The organism is Stenotrophomonas sp. SMYL86, from assembly GCF_036320025.1.
In the GTDB taxonomy this organism is placed as follows: Bacteria; Pseudomonadota; Gammaproteobacteria; order Xanthomonadales; family Xanthomonadaceae; genus Stenotrophomonas; species Stenotrophomonas maltophilia_A.
On the sequence record NZ_JAWIRU010000007.1, the window covers coordinates 53,239 to 68,121 of the forward strand.

At 64.0% G+C, this 14,883-nt stretch carries 25 protein-coding genes; 18 read left to right on the forward strand and 7 right to left on the reverse strand.

Features of this window, described 5'->3' with window-relative positions:
* Positions 1–32: 32 nt before the first annotated feature.
* Complete coding sequence (locus tag V3B64_RS09675) at positions 33–635, forward strand: hypothetical protein (protein ID WP_329914052.1); 603 nt, start codon at positions 33–35, stop codon at positions 633–635.
* A 5-nt stretch (positions 636–640) separates the two neighbouring features.
* Here V3B64_RS09675 and V3B64_RS09680 read toward each other — a convergent pair whose 3' ends face one another.
* The 6 genes from V3B64_RS09680 to V3B64_RS09705 form a co-directional block, all read right to left on the reverse strand.
* A complete protein-coding gene (locus V3B64_RS09680; RefSeq protein ID WP_329914053.1) occupies positions 641–1,270 on the reverse strand; it encodes a hypothetical protein in 630 nt (209 codons plus the stop codon).
* Positions 1,267–2,742 (reverse strand): replicative DNA helicase, encoded by a 1,476-nt coding sequence (gene dnaB, locus V3B64_RS09685; RefSeq protein ID WP_329914105.1) that lies wholly within the window; start codon positions 2,740–2,742, stop codon positions 1,267–1,269. Before dnaB ends, V3B64_RS09680 begins: the two co-directional genes overlap by 4 nt.
* A 5-nt stretch (positions 2,743–2,747) precedes the next feature.
* On the reverse strand, positions 2,748–3,683 hold the full coding sequence (locus V3B64_RS09690; protein WP_329914054.1) for a hypothetical protein: 936 nt from the start codon (positions 3,681–3,683) through the stop codon (positions 2,748–2,750).
* Positions 3,676–4,035 carry an HNH endonuclease signature motif containing protein gene (locus V3B64_RS09695; RefSeq protein ID WP_329914055.1) on the reverse strand — a complete coding sequence of 120 codons (360 nt, stop codon included), beginning with the start codon at positions 4,033–4,035 and terminating at the stop codon, positions 3,676–3,678. The genes V3B64_RS09690 and V3B64_RS09695 overlap by 8 nt, the downstream gene beginning before the upstream one ends.
* Before the next feature lie 32 nt (positions 4,036–4,067).
* A complete protein-coding gene (locus V3B64_RS09700; protein WP_329914056.1) occupies positions 4,068–4,541 on the reverse strand; it encodes a phage regulatory CII family protein in 474 nt (157 codons plus the stop codon).
* A gap of 153 nt (positions 4,542–4,694) precedes the next feature.
* Positions 4,695–4,862 (reverse strand): hypothetical protein, encoded by a 168-nt coding sequence (locus tag V3B64_RS09705; RefSeq protein ID WP_329914057.1) that lies wholly within the window; start codon positions 4,860–4,862, stop codon positions 4,695–4,697.
* A 123-nt stretch (positions 4,863–4,985) separates the two neighbouring features.
* On the opposite strand from V3B64_RS09705, the gene V3B64_RS09710 reads away from it, so the two are divergent.
* The 17 genes from V3B64_RS09710 to V3B64_RS09790 all read left to right on the forward strand — a co-directional run bounded on the left by V3B64_RS09710 (position 4,986) and on the right by V3B64_RS09790 (position 14,183).
* Positions 4,986–5,696 carry a S24 family peptidase gene (locus V3B64_RS09710; RefSeq protein ID WP_329914058.1) on the forward strand — a complete coding sequence of 237 codons (711 nt, stop codon included), beginning with the start codon at positions 4,986–4,988 and terminating at the stop codon, positions 5,694–5,696.
* Positions 5,697–5,715: 19 nt separating this feature from the next.
* Entirely contained in the window at positions 5,716–6,396 is a 681-nt protein-coding gene (locus V3B64_RS09715) for a hypothetical protein (protein WP_329914059.1), read from the forward strand.
* 357 nt (positions 6,397–6,753) lie between these two features.
* On the forward strand, positions 6,754–7,113 hold the full coding sequence (locus tag V3B64_RS09720; RefSeq protein ID WP_329914060.1) for a hypothetical protein: 360 nt from the start codon (positions 6,754–6,756) through the stop codon (positions 7,111–7,113).
* Entirely contained in the window at positions 7,110–7,391 is a 282-nt protein-coding gene (locus tag V3B64_RS09725) for a hypothetical protein (protein ID WP_049402472.1), read from the forward strand. Before V3B64_RS09720 ends, V3B64_RS09725 begins: the two co-directional genes overlap by 4 nt.
* On the forward strand, positions 7,388–7,597 hold the full coding sequence (locus V3B64_RS09730; protein ID WP_312738846.1) for a hypothetical protein: 210 nt from the start codon (positions 7,388–7,390) through the stop codon (positions 7,595–7,597). Before V3B64_RS09725 ends, V3B64_RS09730 begins: the two co-directional genes overlap by 4 nt.
* On the forward strand, positions 7,594–7,749 hold the full coding sequence (locus tag V3B64_RS09735; RefSeq protein WP_329914061.1) for a hypothetical protein: 156 nt from the start codon (positions 7,594–7,596) through the stop codon (positions 7,747–7,749). Before V3B64_RS09730 ends, V3B64_RS09735 begins: the two co-directional genes overlap by 4 nt.
* Complete coding sequence (locus tag V3B64_RS09740) at positions 7,746–7,988, forward strand: hypothetical protein (RefSeq protein WP_329914062.1); 243 nt, start codon at positions 7,746–7,748, stop codon at positions 7,986–7,988. Before V3B64_RS09735 ends, V3B64_RS09740 begins: the two co-directional genes overlap by 4 nt.
* Positions 7,989–8,027: 39 nt before the next feature.
* A complete protein-coding gene (locus V3B64_RS09745) occupies positions 8,028–8,549 on the forward strand; it encodes a hypothetical protein (RefSeq protein ID WP_329914063.1) in 522 nt (173 codons plus the stop codon).
* An 85-nt stretch (positions 8,550–8,634) separates the two neighbouring features.
* The gene (locus V3B64_RS09750; RefSeq protein ID WP_312738842.1) at positions 8,635–8,928 is read left to right on the forward strand and encodes a KTSC domain-containing protein; all 294 of its coding nucleotides are present in this window, start codon (positions 8,635–8,637) and stop codon (positions 8,926–8,928) included.
* Between the two features lie 267 nt (positions 8,929–9,195).
* Positions 9,196–9,612: a hypothetical protein gene (locus tag V3B64_RS09755; protein WP_049402478.1), complete on the forward strand. Its 417-nt coding sequence runs from the start codon at positions 9,196–9,198 to the stop codon at positions 9,610–9,612.
* 35 nt (positions 9,613–9,647) lie between these two features.
* A complete protein-coding gene (locus tag V3B64_RS09760; protein ID WP_329914064.1) occupies positions 9,648–10,622 on the forward strand; it encodes a hypothetical protein in 975 nt (324 codons plus the stop codon).
* A complete protein-coding gene (locus V3B64_RS09765) occupies positions 10,619–10,966 on the forward strand; it encodes a hypothetical protein (protein WP_329914065.1) in 348 nt (115 codons plus the stop codon). Before V3B64_RS09760 ends, V3B64_RS09765 begins: the two co-directional genes overlap by 4 nt.
* A gap of 2 nt (positions 10,967–10,968) precedes the next feature.
* On the forward strand, positions 10,969–12,777 hold the full coding sequence (locus V3B64_RS09770) for a lambda-exonuclease family protein (protein WP_329914066.1): 1,809 nt from the start codon (positions 10,969–10,971) through the stop codon (positions 12,775–12,777).
* Positions 12,777–13,067: a hypothetical protein gene (locus V3B64_RS09775; protein WP_100468187.1), complete on the forward strand. Its 291-nt coding sequence runs from the start codon at positions 12,777–12,779 to the stop codon at positions 13,065–13,067. Before V3B64_RS09770 ends, V3B64_RS09775 begins: the two co-directional genes overlap by 1 nt.
* On the forward strand, positions 13,064–13,285 hold the full coding sequence (locus V3B64_RS09780; RefSeq protein ID WP_329914067.1) for a hypothetical protein: 222 nt from the start codon (positions 13,064–13,066) through the stop codon (positions 13,283–13,285). The genes V3B64_RS09775 and V3B64_RS09780 overlap by 4 nt, the downstream gene beginning before the upstream one ends.
* Positions 13,282–13,929 carry a hypothetical protein gene (locus tag V3B64_RS09785; protein ID WP_329914068.1) on the forward strand — a complete coding sequence of 216 codons (648 nt, stop codon included), beginning with the start codon at positions 13,282–13,284 and terminating at the stop codon, positions 13,927–13,929. The genes V3B64_RS09780 and V3B64_RS09785 overlap by 4 nt, the downstream gene beginning before the upstream one ends.
* Positions 13,926–14,183 carry a hypothetical protein gene (locus tag V3B64_RS09790; RefSeq protein WP_329914069.1) on the forward strand — a complete coding sequence of 86 codons (258 nt, stop codon included), beginning with the start codon at positions 13,926–13,928 and terminating at the stop codon, positions 14,181–14,183. Before V3B64_RS09785 ends, V3B64_RS09790 begins: the two co-directional genes overlap by 4 nt.
* A 23-nt stretch (positions 14,184–14,206) precedes the next feature.
* Here the strand turns inward: V3B64_RS09790 and V3B64_RS09795 are convergent, their stop codons facing one another.
* Positions 14,207–14,875 carry a hypothetical protein gene (locus tag V3B64_RS09795; RefSeq protein ID WP_329914070.1) on the reverse strand — a complete coding sequence of 223 codons (669 nt, stop codon included), beginning with the start codon at positions 14,873–14,875 and terminating at the stop codon, positions 14,207–14,209.
* Between the last annotated feature and the right edge of the window lie 8 nt (positions 14,876–14,883).

Genomic DNA, 14,883 nt, shown 5'->3' on the forward strand with positions numbered 1-14,883 from the left:
GGTAGAATCCCGGCCACGAAAAGGGGGAAGCCATGAAGCAAGGAAGGAGCGATAGAGATTGGGCTGTTGTCGCGGTTATGACGTTCGGCGCGGGAGTTCTGATTACTTGGGCGATCACCGCAGATAGCCATGCGTGGCCGAAGCTCACTTCGGAGCAGTGGGCTGCGTGGGTCCAGGCAATCGGAAGCATCGCAGCCCTCATGATTGGTATCGGCGTTCCAATTTGGCAGCGGCACGTTGTCAGTACCGAGGAAGCTCGCAAGGAGAGGCGCTTGATTCGCGAGCGCTGCTTTAGGATCCGACGCGCCACGGAGGCGTTTCAGAAGCGGATCGGGGAGAACCTCAACGTCGCCGAGCACTATGCAAACGGAATTGGTTGGGGCATCCCGCCGCATTCGCCCACTGCGACCACCGAAGTGGAGGCGCTCCTGCACGAAGCGTGGGAGCTGCCAATTGTGGGAGCGCAACTTCTCGGAGCAGTTAACTTTGCGTCGGCAGCAGACGATCAGGTCATCGATGGCTCGATCGACGACGCATTGAGGCCGGCCTATCGCAAATTTGCGCGCACGGCTTATGACCTTTGCGATGCCCTGTACGAAACTCTCGACGAGATACTCGATCAAAACAGCGGCTGAATTCGTCATGCCGCCCTCCCCTGCTGCCGGCCGTTGACCATCCGCCAGTACTCCGCGCGCACGTCGTCCAGCATGACCTGCGCGTAGTAGTCACCGATCCAGGCGGTGATGCCCTTGAAGAAGGCGGCGAAGTCCTCCTCCTCCATCGAATCGAAGGCCAGGGACTGGGCCACCTTCACCGGAATGGTGCGGATCTCCGGCAGCACGCCCGACAGCACCTTTCGCGCGCCGGCGCCCAACACCGTCTCTGCGGCATCCAGCAGCGCCTTCACCACCGGGCTTGCGTCCATCTCCACCATCTCGCAGCAGATGCCCGACTCCAGCTGCACCTGCTTCAGCGCTGCATGCGCGTCCAGGTCACGGAACGCCTCGACGTTGTCGACCAGCAGGTTCCCGATGACATGGGCCAGCCGATGAAACGCGGCATTGCGAGAGGCCTTGATCTCCAGCCGGTACTCATGGCCGACGCGGTAGCCGCGGTCCTTGGCCAGCCTGCGATCGATGTCATTGCTCGGGGCAAACGCACCAACCTCCTCGCCCGTGGCCGGATCGACCAGGCGCAGGCAGATGGCGTAGATGGGCCGGCTGGCCCGCTTCGCGCGGATCTTCCGCGCAGCTGCTGTCATCGCGGTCATGCATCGTCTCCTGCGGCCATGTCGCGGCGGCTGCGCCGGCGGCGCCCCGGCGAGGGAACGTCGAAGTCATCGTCGCCACCGCCGGCAGTGGCCACGCCCTTGAGGCTGTAGTTCGGCCGGGGGCCGGCGTAGTCATCGAACGCGCTGCACTGCAGGCGGTGCTGCAGGTAGCAGGTGCCGGTTTCACCTTGGCGGTTCTTCGCCACGATCAGCTCGGAGATGCCCGGCGCGCCGCAGGCCTCCTTGCTGTAGTAGTCGTCCCGGTACAGGAAGGCGATCACGTCGGCGTCCTGCTCGATGGCGCCCGACTCGCGCAGGTCGGCCATGCCGGGGCGCTTGTCGGTCTTGTTTTCAACGCCGCGGTTGAGCTGAGACAGCGCCATCACCGGACAGTTCAGCTCCTTGGCCAGCCCCTTCAGGCGGCGGGAGATGTAGGTCACCTCGTCGTTCCGGTTCTCCGACTTGGCCTTGCCGGTCAGCAGCTGCAGGTAGTCCACGACGATCAGGCCCAAGCCGCCCGGCACCTTGGCGTGCATGCGCGAGGCTCGCGCCGCCAGGGCGTCGACCGACAGCGCGCCGCAATCATCGATCGCCAGCGGCAGCGACTGGATGTAGTTCCGGGCCTGCGAGAGCCGCGCCCATTCGTCGTTGTTCAGCGCACCCTTCTCGCGCATGCGGTTGAGGTCGACGCCGGCGTGCGCCGCCATGAGGCGCAGGCTCCACTGGGAAGCGGACATCTCCAGGCTGAAGGCCGCGACGTTCCTGCCGCCGGCAGCAGCATCCTCTGCCCAGTTCAGGGCATGGGCTGTCTTGCCCATCGATGGGCGCGCGCCCAGCACCATCAGGTCGGTAGGCTCCAGATACGGGATCTTCCGGCGCACGCTGCTCCACTTCGGCACCAGGCCCTGCGTGCCCTCACCGTGGAACCGGGCTTCCATCTCGTCCCAGGCCTTCTGCACCCCGCTGCGCACCATCACCAGCCCGCCGCTGCCGCTGGACTTCACGGTCAGGCTGGCCAGCTTCGTCGCCGAGGCAGACACAACCTCCTCCGCCTCGTCGTCGCTGGCCCCGTAGGCGCTGTCGGCGATGTCGGTGGTGGTCTCGATCAGCTGCCTCAGCAGCGCCTTGTTGCGCACGATCTCGGCATAGGCGCGGACGTTGGCCGCCGACGGCGTACTGCCGGCCAGGTCGTAGACGGTGGCCACCAGCTCCTGCGCGCCGATCTCGACGTTGGCCGTGATCCAGTCGCCAACGGTCACGACGTCGACCTCGCGCTTCAGGTCGGCCACGCCGCAGATGCCCTGGTAGATCAGCTGGTGCTCGCGGCGGTAGAAGTCCTCCGGGGACAGCTGGTCGCGGATCTGGGCCAGCGACTCGCCCACCAGCAGCAGCGCGCCGAGGACCGACTGCTCGGCCGGCACGGAATGTGGCGGCACGCGCAGGTGGGCAACGTTGTCCAGGTAGTCGGGCATCGCGCTCACGCCGCCTGCTCCTGCTGGGCCTGCTGATCCTGGCGGTCACGCTCCCGCTCAGCTTCGCGCTCGCGCTTGACCTGCACACCGCTGGTCGTCAGCTCGCAGCCGCCGGCAGGCGGGCACCACCAGAGCTTGAACCAGTTCCGGCGCACGGCATCGCGGAAGTGGGCGCGCCAGTCCTTCTGCAGCTTGCCGCTGTCCCGGTGCTTGATGGCGAACTCGCGCCAGGCCAGCGCCACGAACTCGCGTGGGATGCCAGCATCCTCGGCGAAGTCGAAGATCGGGTCATCGGTGCGGATGGGGCGCTCGCCGGCTGCGCGGCAGGCGTCGATGAAGGCGGTGAAGGTGATCTTCTCCCGCTTCGGGCGTTCTGGCTTGGCAGGTTTCCCCGAATCGGATTTGCCGCCTTCCGCCCCCCGGGCGTCAGCCTGGGGGGTATGGGGGGTGTTTTCTTGATCCTGTTCTTGATCCTGCTCCTGTTCTTGGCTTGGGAGGGGCTTCCTACCCCCTTCAACACCCCTTCGATTGGTCAGGTTGAACGCGCTGCTGTAGCGGTCGAAGAAACGGCTCAGGAACGGGTTCGTGGCAATGCTGTCGTAGTCCCTCTGGATGCCGACACAACGGTTATCGGAAGCCTTCAATGCCTCGGCGATCTGGTACTTGGCCATCTCCATCACCCAAACCATTTCCGACTCTTCGTCATAGACGCAGAAGCCGCTATCAATGCAGTCGGCAAGCCCCTTCCTAACCCCTTCCAAGCCCAGACCGGTTTCGTGCGCCATGAACAGGATCGGCTGGTAGTACAGACCCAGCATGTTTGAGCCCGGCGCGGACATCAGGTAGAGAGCAACCACAAGCCCCTCCGGGCCCTTCTTGCGAAGCGCCTTGCAGGTGTCGCCTGTCCAGAACTTCGGCACGACCTTGGCATAGTCACGCATGGCGCTCGCCCTCGCTCACGCAGGCAGGCGCACTGCGCTCAAAGAAGAACAGGTGCCTCTCCGAGGTCCGCTGTGGAAACCAATTCTGATTGTTCAACCAGATCAGTTGAGCTGTGGAGAAGCCAAGTTCCGGCAGTTCCGAACGCAGGCCCTGAACCATGCATGCCTGCCGGTAGTCCTCAAGCGACTTCTTGCCCTTCGAGCCATTGCAGCTGGCGCACGCGATTCGGTAGTTGGTGAAACAGTCTGGTCCCAGGGCATCGACGTGGTCGATTTGCGCTGCTGCATCTTTGATCTGCACCCCGCAGTACTCGCAGCGACCGCCAGAACGTTCGAGTAGAAGCTTCTTCACGGCGCGCTTGTAGTCGCGGACCCGATCCCCTCTCATACCCCACCCCGCTCTGCCGCAGCCTCAGCGTGATGGCTGACCTGCACCAGCGCAGCAATTACCCGCATGACATCGCGGGAGACCTGATCCGACTCGTTGCCGGTGATGCGGTTGTCGGCCATGGCCTGGGCGATGGTCTCTGCCAAGTCGCCCTTGGCGGCGGCGGCGGCCAGCAACGCATGGATGATCGAGCCAGATTCTGGCGCCTCCACCCGCTGGACCACGAAACCATGCGTCCCCGCGAGGGCGTGCAGGATCCGATAGTCCCCGGTCAGGCCCATCAGGCGATCAGCCTCTGCCAGGGTGAGGTGGTGCGATGTGGTGTTCGGGTTGACCTTGCTGTTCAGCACGGCCTCCGACATCGGCACACGCTCCCCATCCTTGTTCAGGCGGGTAAGGCGTTCCGCCAAGGGTCCAGCACCGCCCGGGTAGTCGTGGACAGTGTCATACGCGGCATCAAGTACGTTCATGGGCGGATTCTCTAAACGTGGTTTGGCGGACTTCTGCGGCGCACCATTGCCGCCATGGACGAAATCAACTCAGGGAAGAAAGGCGCCCCTCTCCAGCACCAAACCCGTGGTCACCACACGCACGGGAATGCTGGAGAGGGACATGGAACAAGTTCAGGCCGCCACGTCGTGGGCCTCGGGATCGTTCGCCGGCGGCTGTCGGAAGTCGCCAAACAGGTCCGGACGCAGCGCCCTCGCCTGCCATTGCCGGCCTTCTGGCAGCAAGTCGTCATCGGGCCATTGCGAAACCGCGCCGGCCGTCACCCCGAAGAAGCGAGCCACGTCAGCGTCTTTGCCGCCGAGGGCCTCCCGTACTGCGCGTTTAGTCATGTCCATGCGCGCAGTGTAGTTCGCTAAACCTCTTCGTACAAGCACACTAAACGCACTAGCCGTTAAGCTCACTAAATGAGAGATACATTCGCCGCCCGCATGGCTCTAGCTGTACGTGAGTCTGGCCGCTCACTTCAAGAGATTGCCACCCTCGCCGGCACCACCAAGGGCCAGGTGAGTCAGTGGCAAACCGAGGGGAAGGTGCAGCCCGAGAACATCAAGGCCCACGTTGTTGAAAGCATCTGCTCCACGCTAGCTGTTCGGCCGCGCTGGCTCCTGTACGGTGAGCTGCCTATGCGTGGAGAGGCGGCAGCGCCACCGGCAGTCTCCCCGCCTGAGATTCCCGCGGGGTATGTTCGCTTCCACATGATGGAAGGTCAGGCATCCGGCGGAGGTGGCGTAGTGAATCAAGACTTCCCTGCAGTACTTCGCGAGGTTGATATCGCTGAGTGGCAGGTGCGAAGCCAGATCGGATTTCTTCCAGAGGAAGGTCGCATTCAACTCATCACAGTGCATGGGGATTCCATGTACCCGGACATCCGGACAGGTGATGTGATGATGGTCGACACCGCCCGCAGTTACTTCGACGGCGATGGCGTTTACTTGATAAATCTCAACGGCTACACCATGGTGAAGCGATTGCAAATGCTGCCAAATGGATTGCACATCGTAAGCACCAACGCAAAGTATCAAAGCGCCGTGTTGCCCGCGGACGAGATCGACACTCTTCACGTCGCTGGACGCGTTGTCGGCGGTGCCATCATGCGGCGCGGCGAAGAATTCTAAGCAGGGGGAAATGGAAGTCATGAAACGAGTTGGATGTTTGACGCTTATCGTCTTCTTGGCTGCGTGCAGCAAGGGAGAGCCGACAGGCACATCTGAACTACCTTCAAAACCGGAAGGGAAGACGGAGGTCGCCGCGAAGGAGCCCAAGAAGACGTACTCGGGACCTTTTGGCACAGAGATGGGTATTTCAGCAGATGCGTTGCAGAAGGCAATTGGTGCGTCACCTGAGCACCAGGATGACTACTTCTACATGTACCGATCTGCGCCAAATCCTCATCCAGGCTTCAGTCAGTACGCGTACGTCGTCTCTAGCACGCATGGGCTCTGCAAGCTCTCTGCCTACAGTGATGTCAGTACAAACCGCTATGGGATGGAACTGAGAAGCAAGTTCGAAGAAGTCAGGGATGCGCTGGCCACCAAGTATGGCACCCCCACCGATGGCATGGACAGACTCATGCGTGGGTCGATTTGGAATGATCCAGAAGATTTCATGATGGCGCTTTCTAAAGGAGAGCGACACCTTAACTCGATATGGTCTGCATCTAAGCTCGATCTCCCCAATGACCTCGCCACGATCCTCATTGAGGCCAGTGCGGACAACGGAGTGAGCGGGATCGGACAGATCAGGGTGGCTTACGAGTACAAGAACTTCGAGCAATGTGCTGAAGAGTTCAAGAAGAAAGAGAACTCCGCTCTTTAAGGCAGCCGCGTTTCTTGCTGGCGTTTGCTCCGGCTGAGCATTCGAAGAGACCCCGCACACGCGGGGTCTTTTTTTTGGCTAGATGTTTAATCCGTTGAAGTCAGCAACCGGCCGTTCTGTCAGCCTCTCCCCGCGGACAACCAATAGGTGCGACGCCAGGATTGCGTTGCGGTCAGTCTGGCATCGGTCAATACGACAACCGCCTAAGGGCAGCTCAACTGCCATGCATCCGGGTCACCGAAGTAGGGGTGCCGAACTAGCCGTTTAGCTCACGGGTTTAGCGCCCTTGACAGACTCCGTTTAGCCTACTAATCTCACCCCGTCGACCAGCACCGTGCTGGACCGCCGGAGCCCGAGATGGACCAAACCGCCCACAACCCAGCCGCCCAGGACCTCCACCCCGAGGCAGACGTTCGCCGCCAGCGCCGGAACATCCCGGTCGTCATCGGCAACCTGAAGAACTCGGGCCTGCACATGCCCGGCGTGGATACCGCATACCGTGCGGCTCTGTTCGCTGGTGCCACCGATGAGATGGCCTGGGAAGCGGCCCGCCGCCACGAACTGGCCATGATCGGCTTCCCCGATGAGATCTCCGACGCCGGGCTTGACCTGAGCAAGGCCGAGTCGATGCGCACGCGCCGCCAGGCGCTGATCGATACCTGCCGCGCCCTGCCCAACCCGTTCGCTCTGGGCGCCGACGTGCAGGTGGCTGCATGAGCGGCCCCATCCCCGTCTCGGAGATTCTGGACCGCGCCGGGCTGGCACTCGAAGCCGTAGCCGCGGCCACCATGCTGCCCGGTGACATCCAGTGCGTGCAGGACTTCGAACAGGCGCGCGCCGCGCTCGCCGAGTTGATCGCTGCCGATTCGCAATACGACCGTGCCCGCGCGGCATGGCTCGCCGACCACTCCAAGCACAACGAATTCCTCGCGGCGCGCGAAGCGTGGACGCGCCGCGTCGCTGCCCTCGCCCGCGTCAAAGGAGAAACCGCATGAACACCAACGTTCGCCAGATCCGCGAGTTCCAGGCCGTGCGCGATGCGATCGCCAGCACCGGCCTCAGCCCGGCGCCGCTGTTCCGCCGCCTCAATGCTGAGCAGCGCCGCGGCAACCGTGGCCTGTCCGTGGTCGACAACGCCCTGCGCCTGCGCCGCCAGTTCCGCGACGAATTCACCAACCAACCTGGCCCGGAGGCCGCATGAGCGAGGAAACGTCCCAGTTCGAGGATCTGCTGAAGGCGGAGACCGCCAGCATGTCGGTCGAGTTCATGGCCTACGGCGCGGTGATCGGCCTGATTGTCGGCATCGCCGCCACGCTGATCCTGCAGGACATGGTCCGGGCGGTGCTGTCGTGAGCCGCGCTCAGCTTGCTGCAGTGCTGGCCGTGTTCGCCCTGGGCGTGCTGCTGGGCGTTTCCATCGCCGCCATCTTCATCTTCCGCGACGTGCTCGCCACCGTCTTCGCCGCCGGCGCGTTCGCCGCATGGGTGGTCTGGGTGATCTGCGGCGCGTGGATTCACCTGATCGAACTGCTGTCCCCTTCCACCAGCAGCCATTGCCCCGCCGCGACCGAGCCGGCGGAAGACCTGCAGTAAGCCACTGCCGGCCCGGCCGGCTCAACCGACGAGGTCCCAATGTTCAAGATCGAAAAGAAGGTCGCGACGATCACCAACCTCAACGTGCGCATCGAGAAGCACGGCGAGGAACGGAATCTTGCGATCGACATCAACTTCTCTGTCAGCACCGGAAACAACGTGCTGGACTACTTCGACAAGGACCTGCGCAAGTCGCTGTTCCGTAAGGCAGGCAAGGGCGAGCAGCAGTCGCTGCCGACCATCGGCGAGACGCTGACCGAGATCAAGCACCCTGGCCTGGAGCCGATCAAGCTCAGCCACGAATTCAAGGGCTACGAGCTTCAGCTGGACGGCGAACTGGACAGCACCCAGCCGATCTTCCTCACCGACGTGAAGGTCAAGAAGTTCGGCGTAGCCGCCAAAGAAGGCGGAACGGTCGACCTGACTTTCAAGGCCTCGGCCAACGTCACGCCCGATGAAGTCGCCGAACTGACCGAGGCACTGATCCGCCAGTCCGTGGTGCTGACCCTGCAGCCCGGCCAGGCCAACGACACCACGCAGCAGGACGACCTCGCTGCCTGATCACCCCGCCCTGCGCTTCCCCCCTGTGGCGCAGGGCTGACAGCCCGGAAAGACGGGCACCCCTCTACCCGCCCTGGAGCACAACATGACCAGCACCACCCCGGCCACCGGCCGCATCCAGCTGTTCGACGTCGACAGCTCGCAGATCCACAGCATCGGCCACGACGCCGCCACCAACACCCTCGCCATCTGCTTCAAGCGCGGCAGCGGCGCTGCGCGTGGCCCGGGCTCGGTCTACCACTACGCCAACTTCAGCGCCGAGGAATTCCAGGCGTTCAAGGACGCCGAATCCATCGGCAAGCACTTCGGCGCGTACATCAAGCCGTTCCCGGAGAAGTACCCGTACCACAAGGTCGCCGAGCAGCAGCAGGCCGCCTGACCGGACCCAGACGGCGGGGCTGCTGCAGCAGCGGGCCGCGCGGGAGACGTAACCCGCCCCAGCGAAAGCTCATGGGTAAACGAGTGGTGCGGATGCAACGCCGCTGACAGCCGGGAAAGACCGGCATCCATCCGCATGCGGCCTGCCGGCGTTGCCCCGCCGGTGCTGGGCAAGGCGCCCGTAAGAAGCTCGGGTAGGCCGCAGTCGGATGGATCGCAGCACCTACCGCCCACCCAAAGGCCGGTTGCTCCGGCAAAGGAATTTCTCATGGCAGCACCCACTCTCCAGATCCCGCAGGACGTCATCGAGCCAATCATCCAGGCCAACATCACTGCAGCCATCTCGCAGGCGTTGGGTGGCAGCGCAAACGTGCTGGAGAAGGCCGTCAGCACGATCCTCGCTACGCAGGTGGACAGCGAAGGAAAGCCGAGCAACTACCACCACTCCTCCCATAAGACGTGGCTTGACTGGGCCATCGGGGACGCCATTCGCAAAGCTGCGCGTGCGGCTATCGAAGAGCAGATCGGAACGCTGCAGGTGGCGCTGAAGGAACAGATGGTCGCCCAGCTCACGAAGAAGAACTCCCCTCTGATCAAGCAGATCGCGGAGGGTCTCGCAGCGGGTGCATTCAGCCCCGAGGCAATCAAGTGGCGCCTGACGATCAGTCCTGAAAGCCGCGACTGATCTACACCACGCAACCCATAGCCCAAAGGAATCACATGAACGCCCAGGTACAGGAAGGCCAGCTCGTCCCCGAGGAGGGCATGGCCGCGATGATCAACCGCTCGGAGATCGAGCAGCAGATCAGCACCGCCCGCCGCTTTCCCCGCTCGCTGAAGAAGTTCCGCGACGAAGCCATCCAGATGGTCACCCTTAGCCAGAGTATCGCTGAGCAGTGCGTGTATGCGCTGCCGCGCGACGGCAAGACCATCGAAGGCCCTTCCGCCCGCTTCGCCGAGGTGATCGCCTCTGCATGGGGCAACAACCGCGCCGGCGCCCGCGTCATCGATGACAAGGGCGAGTTCATCATTGCCCAGGGCGTGTTCCACGACCTCGAGCGCAACGTCGCCATCACCTACGAGGTGCAGCGCCGGATCGTGGACCGACAGGGCCGCCGCTTCAAGCCCGACATGATCGGCGTGACCGCCAATGCGGCCTGCTCCATCGCGCTGCGCAACGCGGTGCTGAAGGGCGTGCCCAAGGCCTTCTGGGAGGACATGTACGTCGAAGCACGGAAGGTGATCATGGGCGACATCAAGACGCTGGCCAACCGGCGCGCTGATGCCCTCGCCCTCTTCCAGCGTTTCGGCATCACCGCTGAACAGGTCTGCGCGAAGCTGGGCGTGGCTGGCGTCGAAGACATCGGCTTGGAGCACCTGGTCCTGCTGCGCGGCATCGTCACCGCCATCAAGGAAGGCGACACCACGCCGGAAGATGCCTTTGCCACCGAAGGTGCGCCCGCCCCCCAGAAGAAGACGCTGGCGGCCTACACCGATGAAGCGTTCGCCGCAGCGCTGCCGCAGTGGGAATCCGCCATCAAGGCAGGCAAGAAGACGCCCGAGGCCATCATCACGATGGCGCAGACGAAGGGCACGCTCAACGACGCGCAGAAGAAGCAGATCCTCGCCCTGGCCGAAAAGCCCGAAGGTGCGCAGCAGACCGGCCCGGCCGTGGCTGAGGAGGTTGCCGAATGAAGACTGCAATCGAACTCATTGCCGATGAGCGCCAGCGCCAGATCGAACAGGAAGGCTGGTCGCTTCACGGAGACGACCAACACCTGGCCGGCGAACTTGCCATGGCCGCCTCCTGCTATGCCATCCCTCCCGGCGAGCACTACTGCCCTGATCCTCCGGATTCGTGGCCTTGGGATGCCAGTTGGTGGAAGCCTTCGCCCGATGACCGTGTCAGGGAACTTGTAAAGGCTGGCGCATTGATCGTCGCCGAGATCGAACGGCTGCAGCGGGCCGATCAAGGCGAACCCCAGAGTGATGTTGCTGCCGCTGCCGGCGGCCTGACCCAGACTGCATTGGAGTACTGAGCATGCTTACCGTGGACCTGATTCAAGGCACTGATGCGTGGCACCAGCATCGCGCCACCCACTTCAACGCCAGCGATGCGCCGGCGATGATGGGCTGCAGCCCGTACAAGACCCGCAGCCAGCTGCTGCGCGAGTTCGCCACCGGCGCCACCATCGAGCACGACGCGGCAACGCTGCAGCGCTTCGCCGACGGCCACCGTTTCGAAGACCTGGCCCGGCCGCTGGCCGAGCAGATCATCGGCGAGGAGCTGTATCCCTGCGTCGGCGTCGACGGCAAGTACTCGGCCAGCTTCGACGGCCTGACCCTGCTGGAGGACAAGGCCTTCGAACACAAGTCGCTCAACGACGACCTGCGCCTGGCCATGCCGGTGGACGGTGGCGACGCCTGCCTGCCGCTGCACTACCAGGTGCAGATGGAACACCAGGCCATGGTCAGCGGCGCCGAGAGCGTGCTGTTCATGGCATCGAAGTGGAACGGCGACGAGCTGGTCGAGGAGCGCCACTGCTGGTACATCCCGAACCCCGAACTGCGCGCCAAGATCGTGGCCGGCTGGGCCCAGTTCGATGCCGACGTGATGGCCTATGAACCGGCACCGGTGGCCGAGCCGGTGGCCGCAGGCCGGGCTCCGGACCAGATGCCGGCCCTGCGCATCGAAGTGACCGGCATGGTCACCGCGTCGAATCTGGCCGAGTGGAAGGAGCAGGCCATCGCCGTGTTCCAGGGCATCAGCACCGAGCTGGTCAGCGACCAGGACTTTGCCGACGCTGAGAAGACGGTGAAGTGGTGCGGCGACATCGAGGACCAGCTGAAGGCTGCCAAGCAGAACGCCCTCAGCCAGACCCAGAGCATCGACCTGCTGTTCAAGACCATCGACGCCATCGCCGAGGAAGCCCGCTCCAAGCGCCTGGCACTGGAAAAGCGCGTCAAGACCCGCAAGGACGAGCGCCGCACCGAGATCGGCAATGGCGCCCGCCGCGCGGTGCAACAGCACGTGCTGGCCATCAACGAGACGCTGGGTGAGCACGCCATCCCGATGCCGGCCACGCTGATCGCCGACATCAGCGACGCCATGAAGGGCAAGCGCTCGTTCGCCAGCATGCAGGAAGCGGTGGACACGGTGGCTGCCAACGCCAAGGTCGACGCCAGCCAATCGGCCGAGCGGATCCGCGCCAACATCCGTGTCATGGAGATGGAGGTGGGCACGCACGCCGCACTGTTCCCGGACCGTGTGCAGCTGTGCTCCACGAAGTCGGCGGAAGATCTGCGCAACCTCATGGCCGCCCGCATTGCCCAGCACCAGCAGGCCGAGCAGAAGCGGCTGGACGCCGAGCGCGAGAAGATCCGCAAGGAAGAAGAGGACCGCGCTCGCAAGCTGGCCGAAGAAGATGCTCGCGCGAAGGCTCAGGCCGAGGAAGCCGCGAAGGCAGAGGTGGCAAAGGCCGAGTTGGCTGCTGCCAAGGCGTCCAGCGGTGCAGAGCTGTCGCCGGCGGCGCAGGCGCTGCATGAGCAGGAAGGTGCCTCGCGGTTCGAGCAGCACCATCGTCTGCCGGATATTGCCCCAGCACCGCAGGCTGCCGCCCCGGCCGCCGCCGCGCCGCGCGAGGTCGTCAAGATCAAGCTGGGCCAGGTCGTGGACCTGATTGCCCCGCTGAAGATCGATGCCGAAGGCCTGCGCCAGTTGGGGTTCGAGCCGGTCTCGACCGAGCGGGGATCGAAGCTCTACGACGCCAGTCAGATCGATGCCATGCGCGGCGCGATGATTCGCCACCTGCAGCAGCCGCTGCCCGACACCTACGCGCAGGCCGCGTGATGGAGTTCTGGCGCACCAGCGAACTGCGGGCCCTGCGCCAGATGGAGGGCCGCGACGCGATGACCGTCGCGGCTGCCCTCGGGCGCTCGCCCCGCGCGGTCCAGGACATGGCCCGCTGCCAAGGGATGCCGGTACCGCGCCAGCCTCACGCCCGGTATTGGCCGGTCACAACCAAACGCCGCGCCCGGCAGCTCCGGGCCAGCGGCAACACCGTCAACCAGATCAGCGCCGCACTGGGCGTCCCATTCGGGACCGTGCGCCGCTGGGTCTACGAAGGAGCAGCAGCATGACCAGCATCCACGTGAAGCCCGCTTTCAGTGGCGCGACCGACCGCGAGAAGGACCAGGCCCGGCAGAAGCTTGAGGCAGACATGGCGCGCTTCGAAGCCGCCGGCGGGCAGGTCCAGGTCCTGGGCACCACCGGCATCGACAAGAGCACGATCAGCCGCCGGCAGGTGGTCGAGGGTGGCCACGGCCGCCGCGCTGGGAAGAAAGGAGCCCAGGCATGATCCGGGAACGCCCCATTCTGTTCAACGGCGCCATGGTGCGCGCCATCCTGGCCGGCGCGAAGACGCAGACGCGGCGCGCCATCAAGCCGCAGCCCTTGAAGGCAAGCTTTCTCGACGCCCAAGGCGCGTATCAGCCGAGGTTCGATGAAGAAGGTCGGCTGCTTGTCGCGACGTTCAAGGGCGTGAATCTGCTTACCTGCCCCTTCGGCCAGCCCGGCGACCGACTGTGGGTGCGGGAGAGCTTCACCGACCTGCGTGGAACGGGCATCGAACACCGGCCCGACCCGTCAGGCCCGATCCAGCGCTATGCGTACTCGGCAGACACATTGCCTGGCTCGCACGGCGACATGGCCCGGAAGGACTTCGGTATCAAGTGGCGGCCGAGCATCCACATGCCGCGGGATGCCTGCCGCCTGGTGCTGGAAGTAACAGACGTGCGCGTGGAGCGCCTGCAGGCCATCAGCGAGGCCGATGCGCTGGCTGAGGGCATCGAAGATCTCAATGGGCGCTTCACCTTCAACGGCGGCATGCATGAATCACTGACGCCGCGCCTCAGCTTCCAGACGCTGTGGACCAGCACCGGTGGTGACTGGGCCGGGAATCCATGGGTGTGGGTTGTCAGCTTCAAGGTGGTGACGCCATGAGCCGCCACATCGCCCGCCGCGCGCCAAAGGAAACCGTAGGCTTCGCCTGGGGCCGGTTCCCGACCACGGACGGCAGCGCCGTCACCTGGCGCCTGTACCGCCGAGACCACCGCCGTGCGTTGCACATGCACGTGCTGACCTTCTTCGCGCATGACGATCGCGCCGTGATCGCCGGCCACCTGCGCCGCGCGCGTCGCTACCTGCGCGACAAGGTGGACGACATCGATCTGCAGGCGATGGGGGTGGCGGCGTGAGTATCAGTCGAACTCCGACTAGGTCAGAAATCGGTCTCTTGTTCCCGCATTCGTACAACCTCTTCTGTGAATTCCTTAACAAACTTAGGAGCAATGGAGGCGACGAACTCAAGCTGTCCGCGCAACGCAGGCAGCGCGTTGGCCCTGCCCGTGTAGCTGTAGGTGGCACGCATACCTTGAATGCCGCCGTGGCTACGCGTGTGGATATGCGCACTGATGTGACGTGCCGCAGCATTGATGTCTCGACTATGGCTGATCATCGTGGCCAAGTCCGCTCCCATCCAGTCGGGCAGGTAGTGAATTTGCTCGGCGCTAGCCTCCGCGCTAGGGAGGAGGGGTTCGGTCAAGGCGCTCACCGCGCTACGAAGGTCTCTCAGCCGCAACACGCTCTTCTCGGTGTCGGTGTAAACCGCTTCAAGCGTGTCGATGTGATATCGCAATTTCTCGGGAAGCGCTGTTATCTCATGCAGGAGCAGTCGGCCCACCACTCTGGCCTGAGCTCTTTTAAGTGCGCTCGCGTCCTGATGTTGGTTAGCCGCAATTTTTGCCGCTTGGCGAGATGTTCGCCAGGCAAGAACCGCTACCAGCACTGTCACAAGTCCAACCGCGCCGGTGGCCAGCACGCCCCATCCCGCCCAGAACGTCGCGCACTCCGCCTTCATAGACAGGCACTCAGCAAATCCCAAAGCCATCCCGTGGT

Coding starts and splice junctions, on each gene's coding strand:
- V3B64_RS09765 (WP_329914065.1), top strand. CDS start 10,619: ATGAAGACTGCAATCGAACTCATTGCCGATGAGCGCCAGCGCCAGATC.
- V3B64_RS09680 (WP_329914053.1), bottom strand. CDS start 1,270: ATGACCGCGATGACAGCAGCTGCGCGGAAGATCCGCGCGAAGCGGGCC.
- V3B64_RS09745 (WP_329914063.1), top strand. CDS start 8,028: ATGTTCAAGATCGAAAAGAAGGTCGCGACGATCACCAACCTCAACGTG.
- V3B64_RS09775 (WP_100468187.1), top strand. CDS start 12,777: ATGGAGTTCTGGCGCACCAGCGAACTGCGGGCCCTGCGCCAGATGGAG.
- V3B64_RS09790 (WP_329914069.1), top strand. CDS start 13,926: ATGAGCCGCCACATCGCCCGCCGCGCGCCAAAGGAAACCGTAGGCTTC.
- V3B64_RS09780 (WP_329914067.1), top strand. CDS start 13,064: ATGACCAGCATCCACGTGAAGCCCGCTTTCAGTGGCGCGACCGACCGC.
- V3B64_RS09690 (WP_329914054.1), bottom strand. CDS start 3,683: ATGCGTGACTATGCCAAGGTCGTGCCGAAGTTCTGGACAGGCGACACC.
- V3B64_RS09735 (WP_329914061.1), top strand. CDS start 7,594: ATGAGCGAGGAAACGTCCCAGTTCGAGGATCTGCTGAAGGCGGAGACC.
- V3B64_RS09760 (WP_329914064.1), top strand. CDS start 9,648: ATGAACGCCCAGGTACAGGAAGGCCAGCTCGTCCCCGAGGAGGGCATG.
- V3B64_RS09770 (WP_329914066.1), top strand. CDS start 10,969: ATGCTTACCGTGGACCTGATTCAAGGCACTGATGCGTGGCACCAGCAT.
- V3B64_RS09720 (WP_329914060.1), top strand. CDS start 6,754: ATGGACCAAACCGCCCACAACCCAGCCGCCCAGGACCTCCACCCCGAG.
- V3B64_RS09730 (WP_312738846.1), top strand. CDS start 7,388: ATGAACACCAACGTTCGCCAGATCCGCGAGTTCCAGGCCGTGCGCGAT.
- dnaB (WP_329914105.1), bottom strand. CDS start 2,742: ATGCCCGACTACCTGGACAACGTTGCCCACCTGCGCGTGCCGCCACAT.
- V3B64_RS09785 (WP_329914068.1), top strand. CDS start 13,282: ATGATCCGGGAACGCCCCATTCTGTTCAACGGCGCCATGGTGCGCGCC.
- V3B64_RS09675 (WP_329914052.1), top strand. CDS start 33: ATGAAGCAAGGAAGGAGCGATAGAGATTGGGCTGTTGTCGCGGTTATG.
- V3B64_RS09755 (WP_049402478.1), top strand. CDS start 9,196: ATGGCAGCACCCACTCTCCAGATCCCGCAGGACGTCATCGAGCCAATC.
- V3B64_RS09725 (WP_049402472.1), top strand. CDS start 7,110: ATGAGCGGCCCCATCCCCGTCTCGGAGATTCTGGACCGCGCCGGGCTG.
- V3B64_RS09710 (WP_329914058.1), top strand. CDS start 4,986: ATGAGAGATACATTCGCCGCCCGCATGGCTCTAGCTGTACGTGAGTCT.
- V3B64_RS09795 (WP_329914070.1), bottom strand. CDS start 14,875: ATGGCTTTGGGATTTGCTGAGTGCCTGTCTATGAAGGCGGAGTGCGCG.
- V3B64_RS09700 (WP_329914056.1), bottom strand. CDS start 4,541: ATGAACGTACTTGATGCCGCGTATGACACTGTCCACGACTACCCGGGC.
- V3B64_RS09715 (WP_329914059.1), top strand. CDS start 5,716: ATGAAACGAGTTGGATGTTTGACGCTTATCGTCTTCTTGGCTGCGTGC.
- V3B64_RS09750 (WP_312738842.1), top strand. CDS start 8,635: ATGACCAGCACCACCCCGGCCACCGGCCGCATCCAGCTGTTCGACGTC.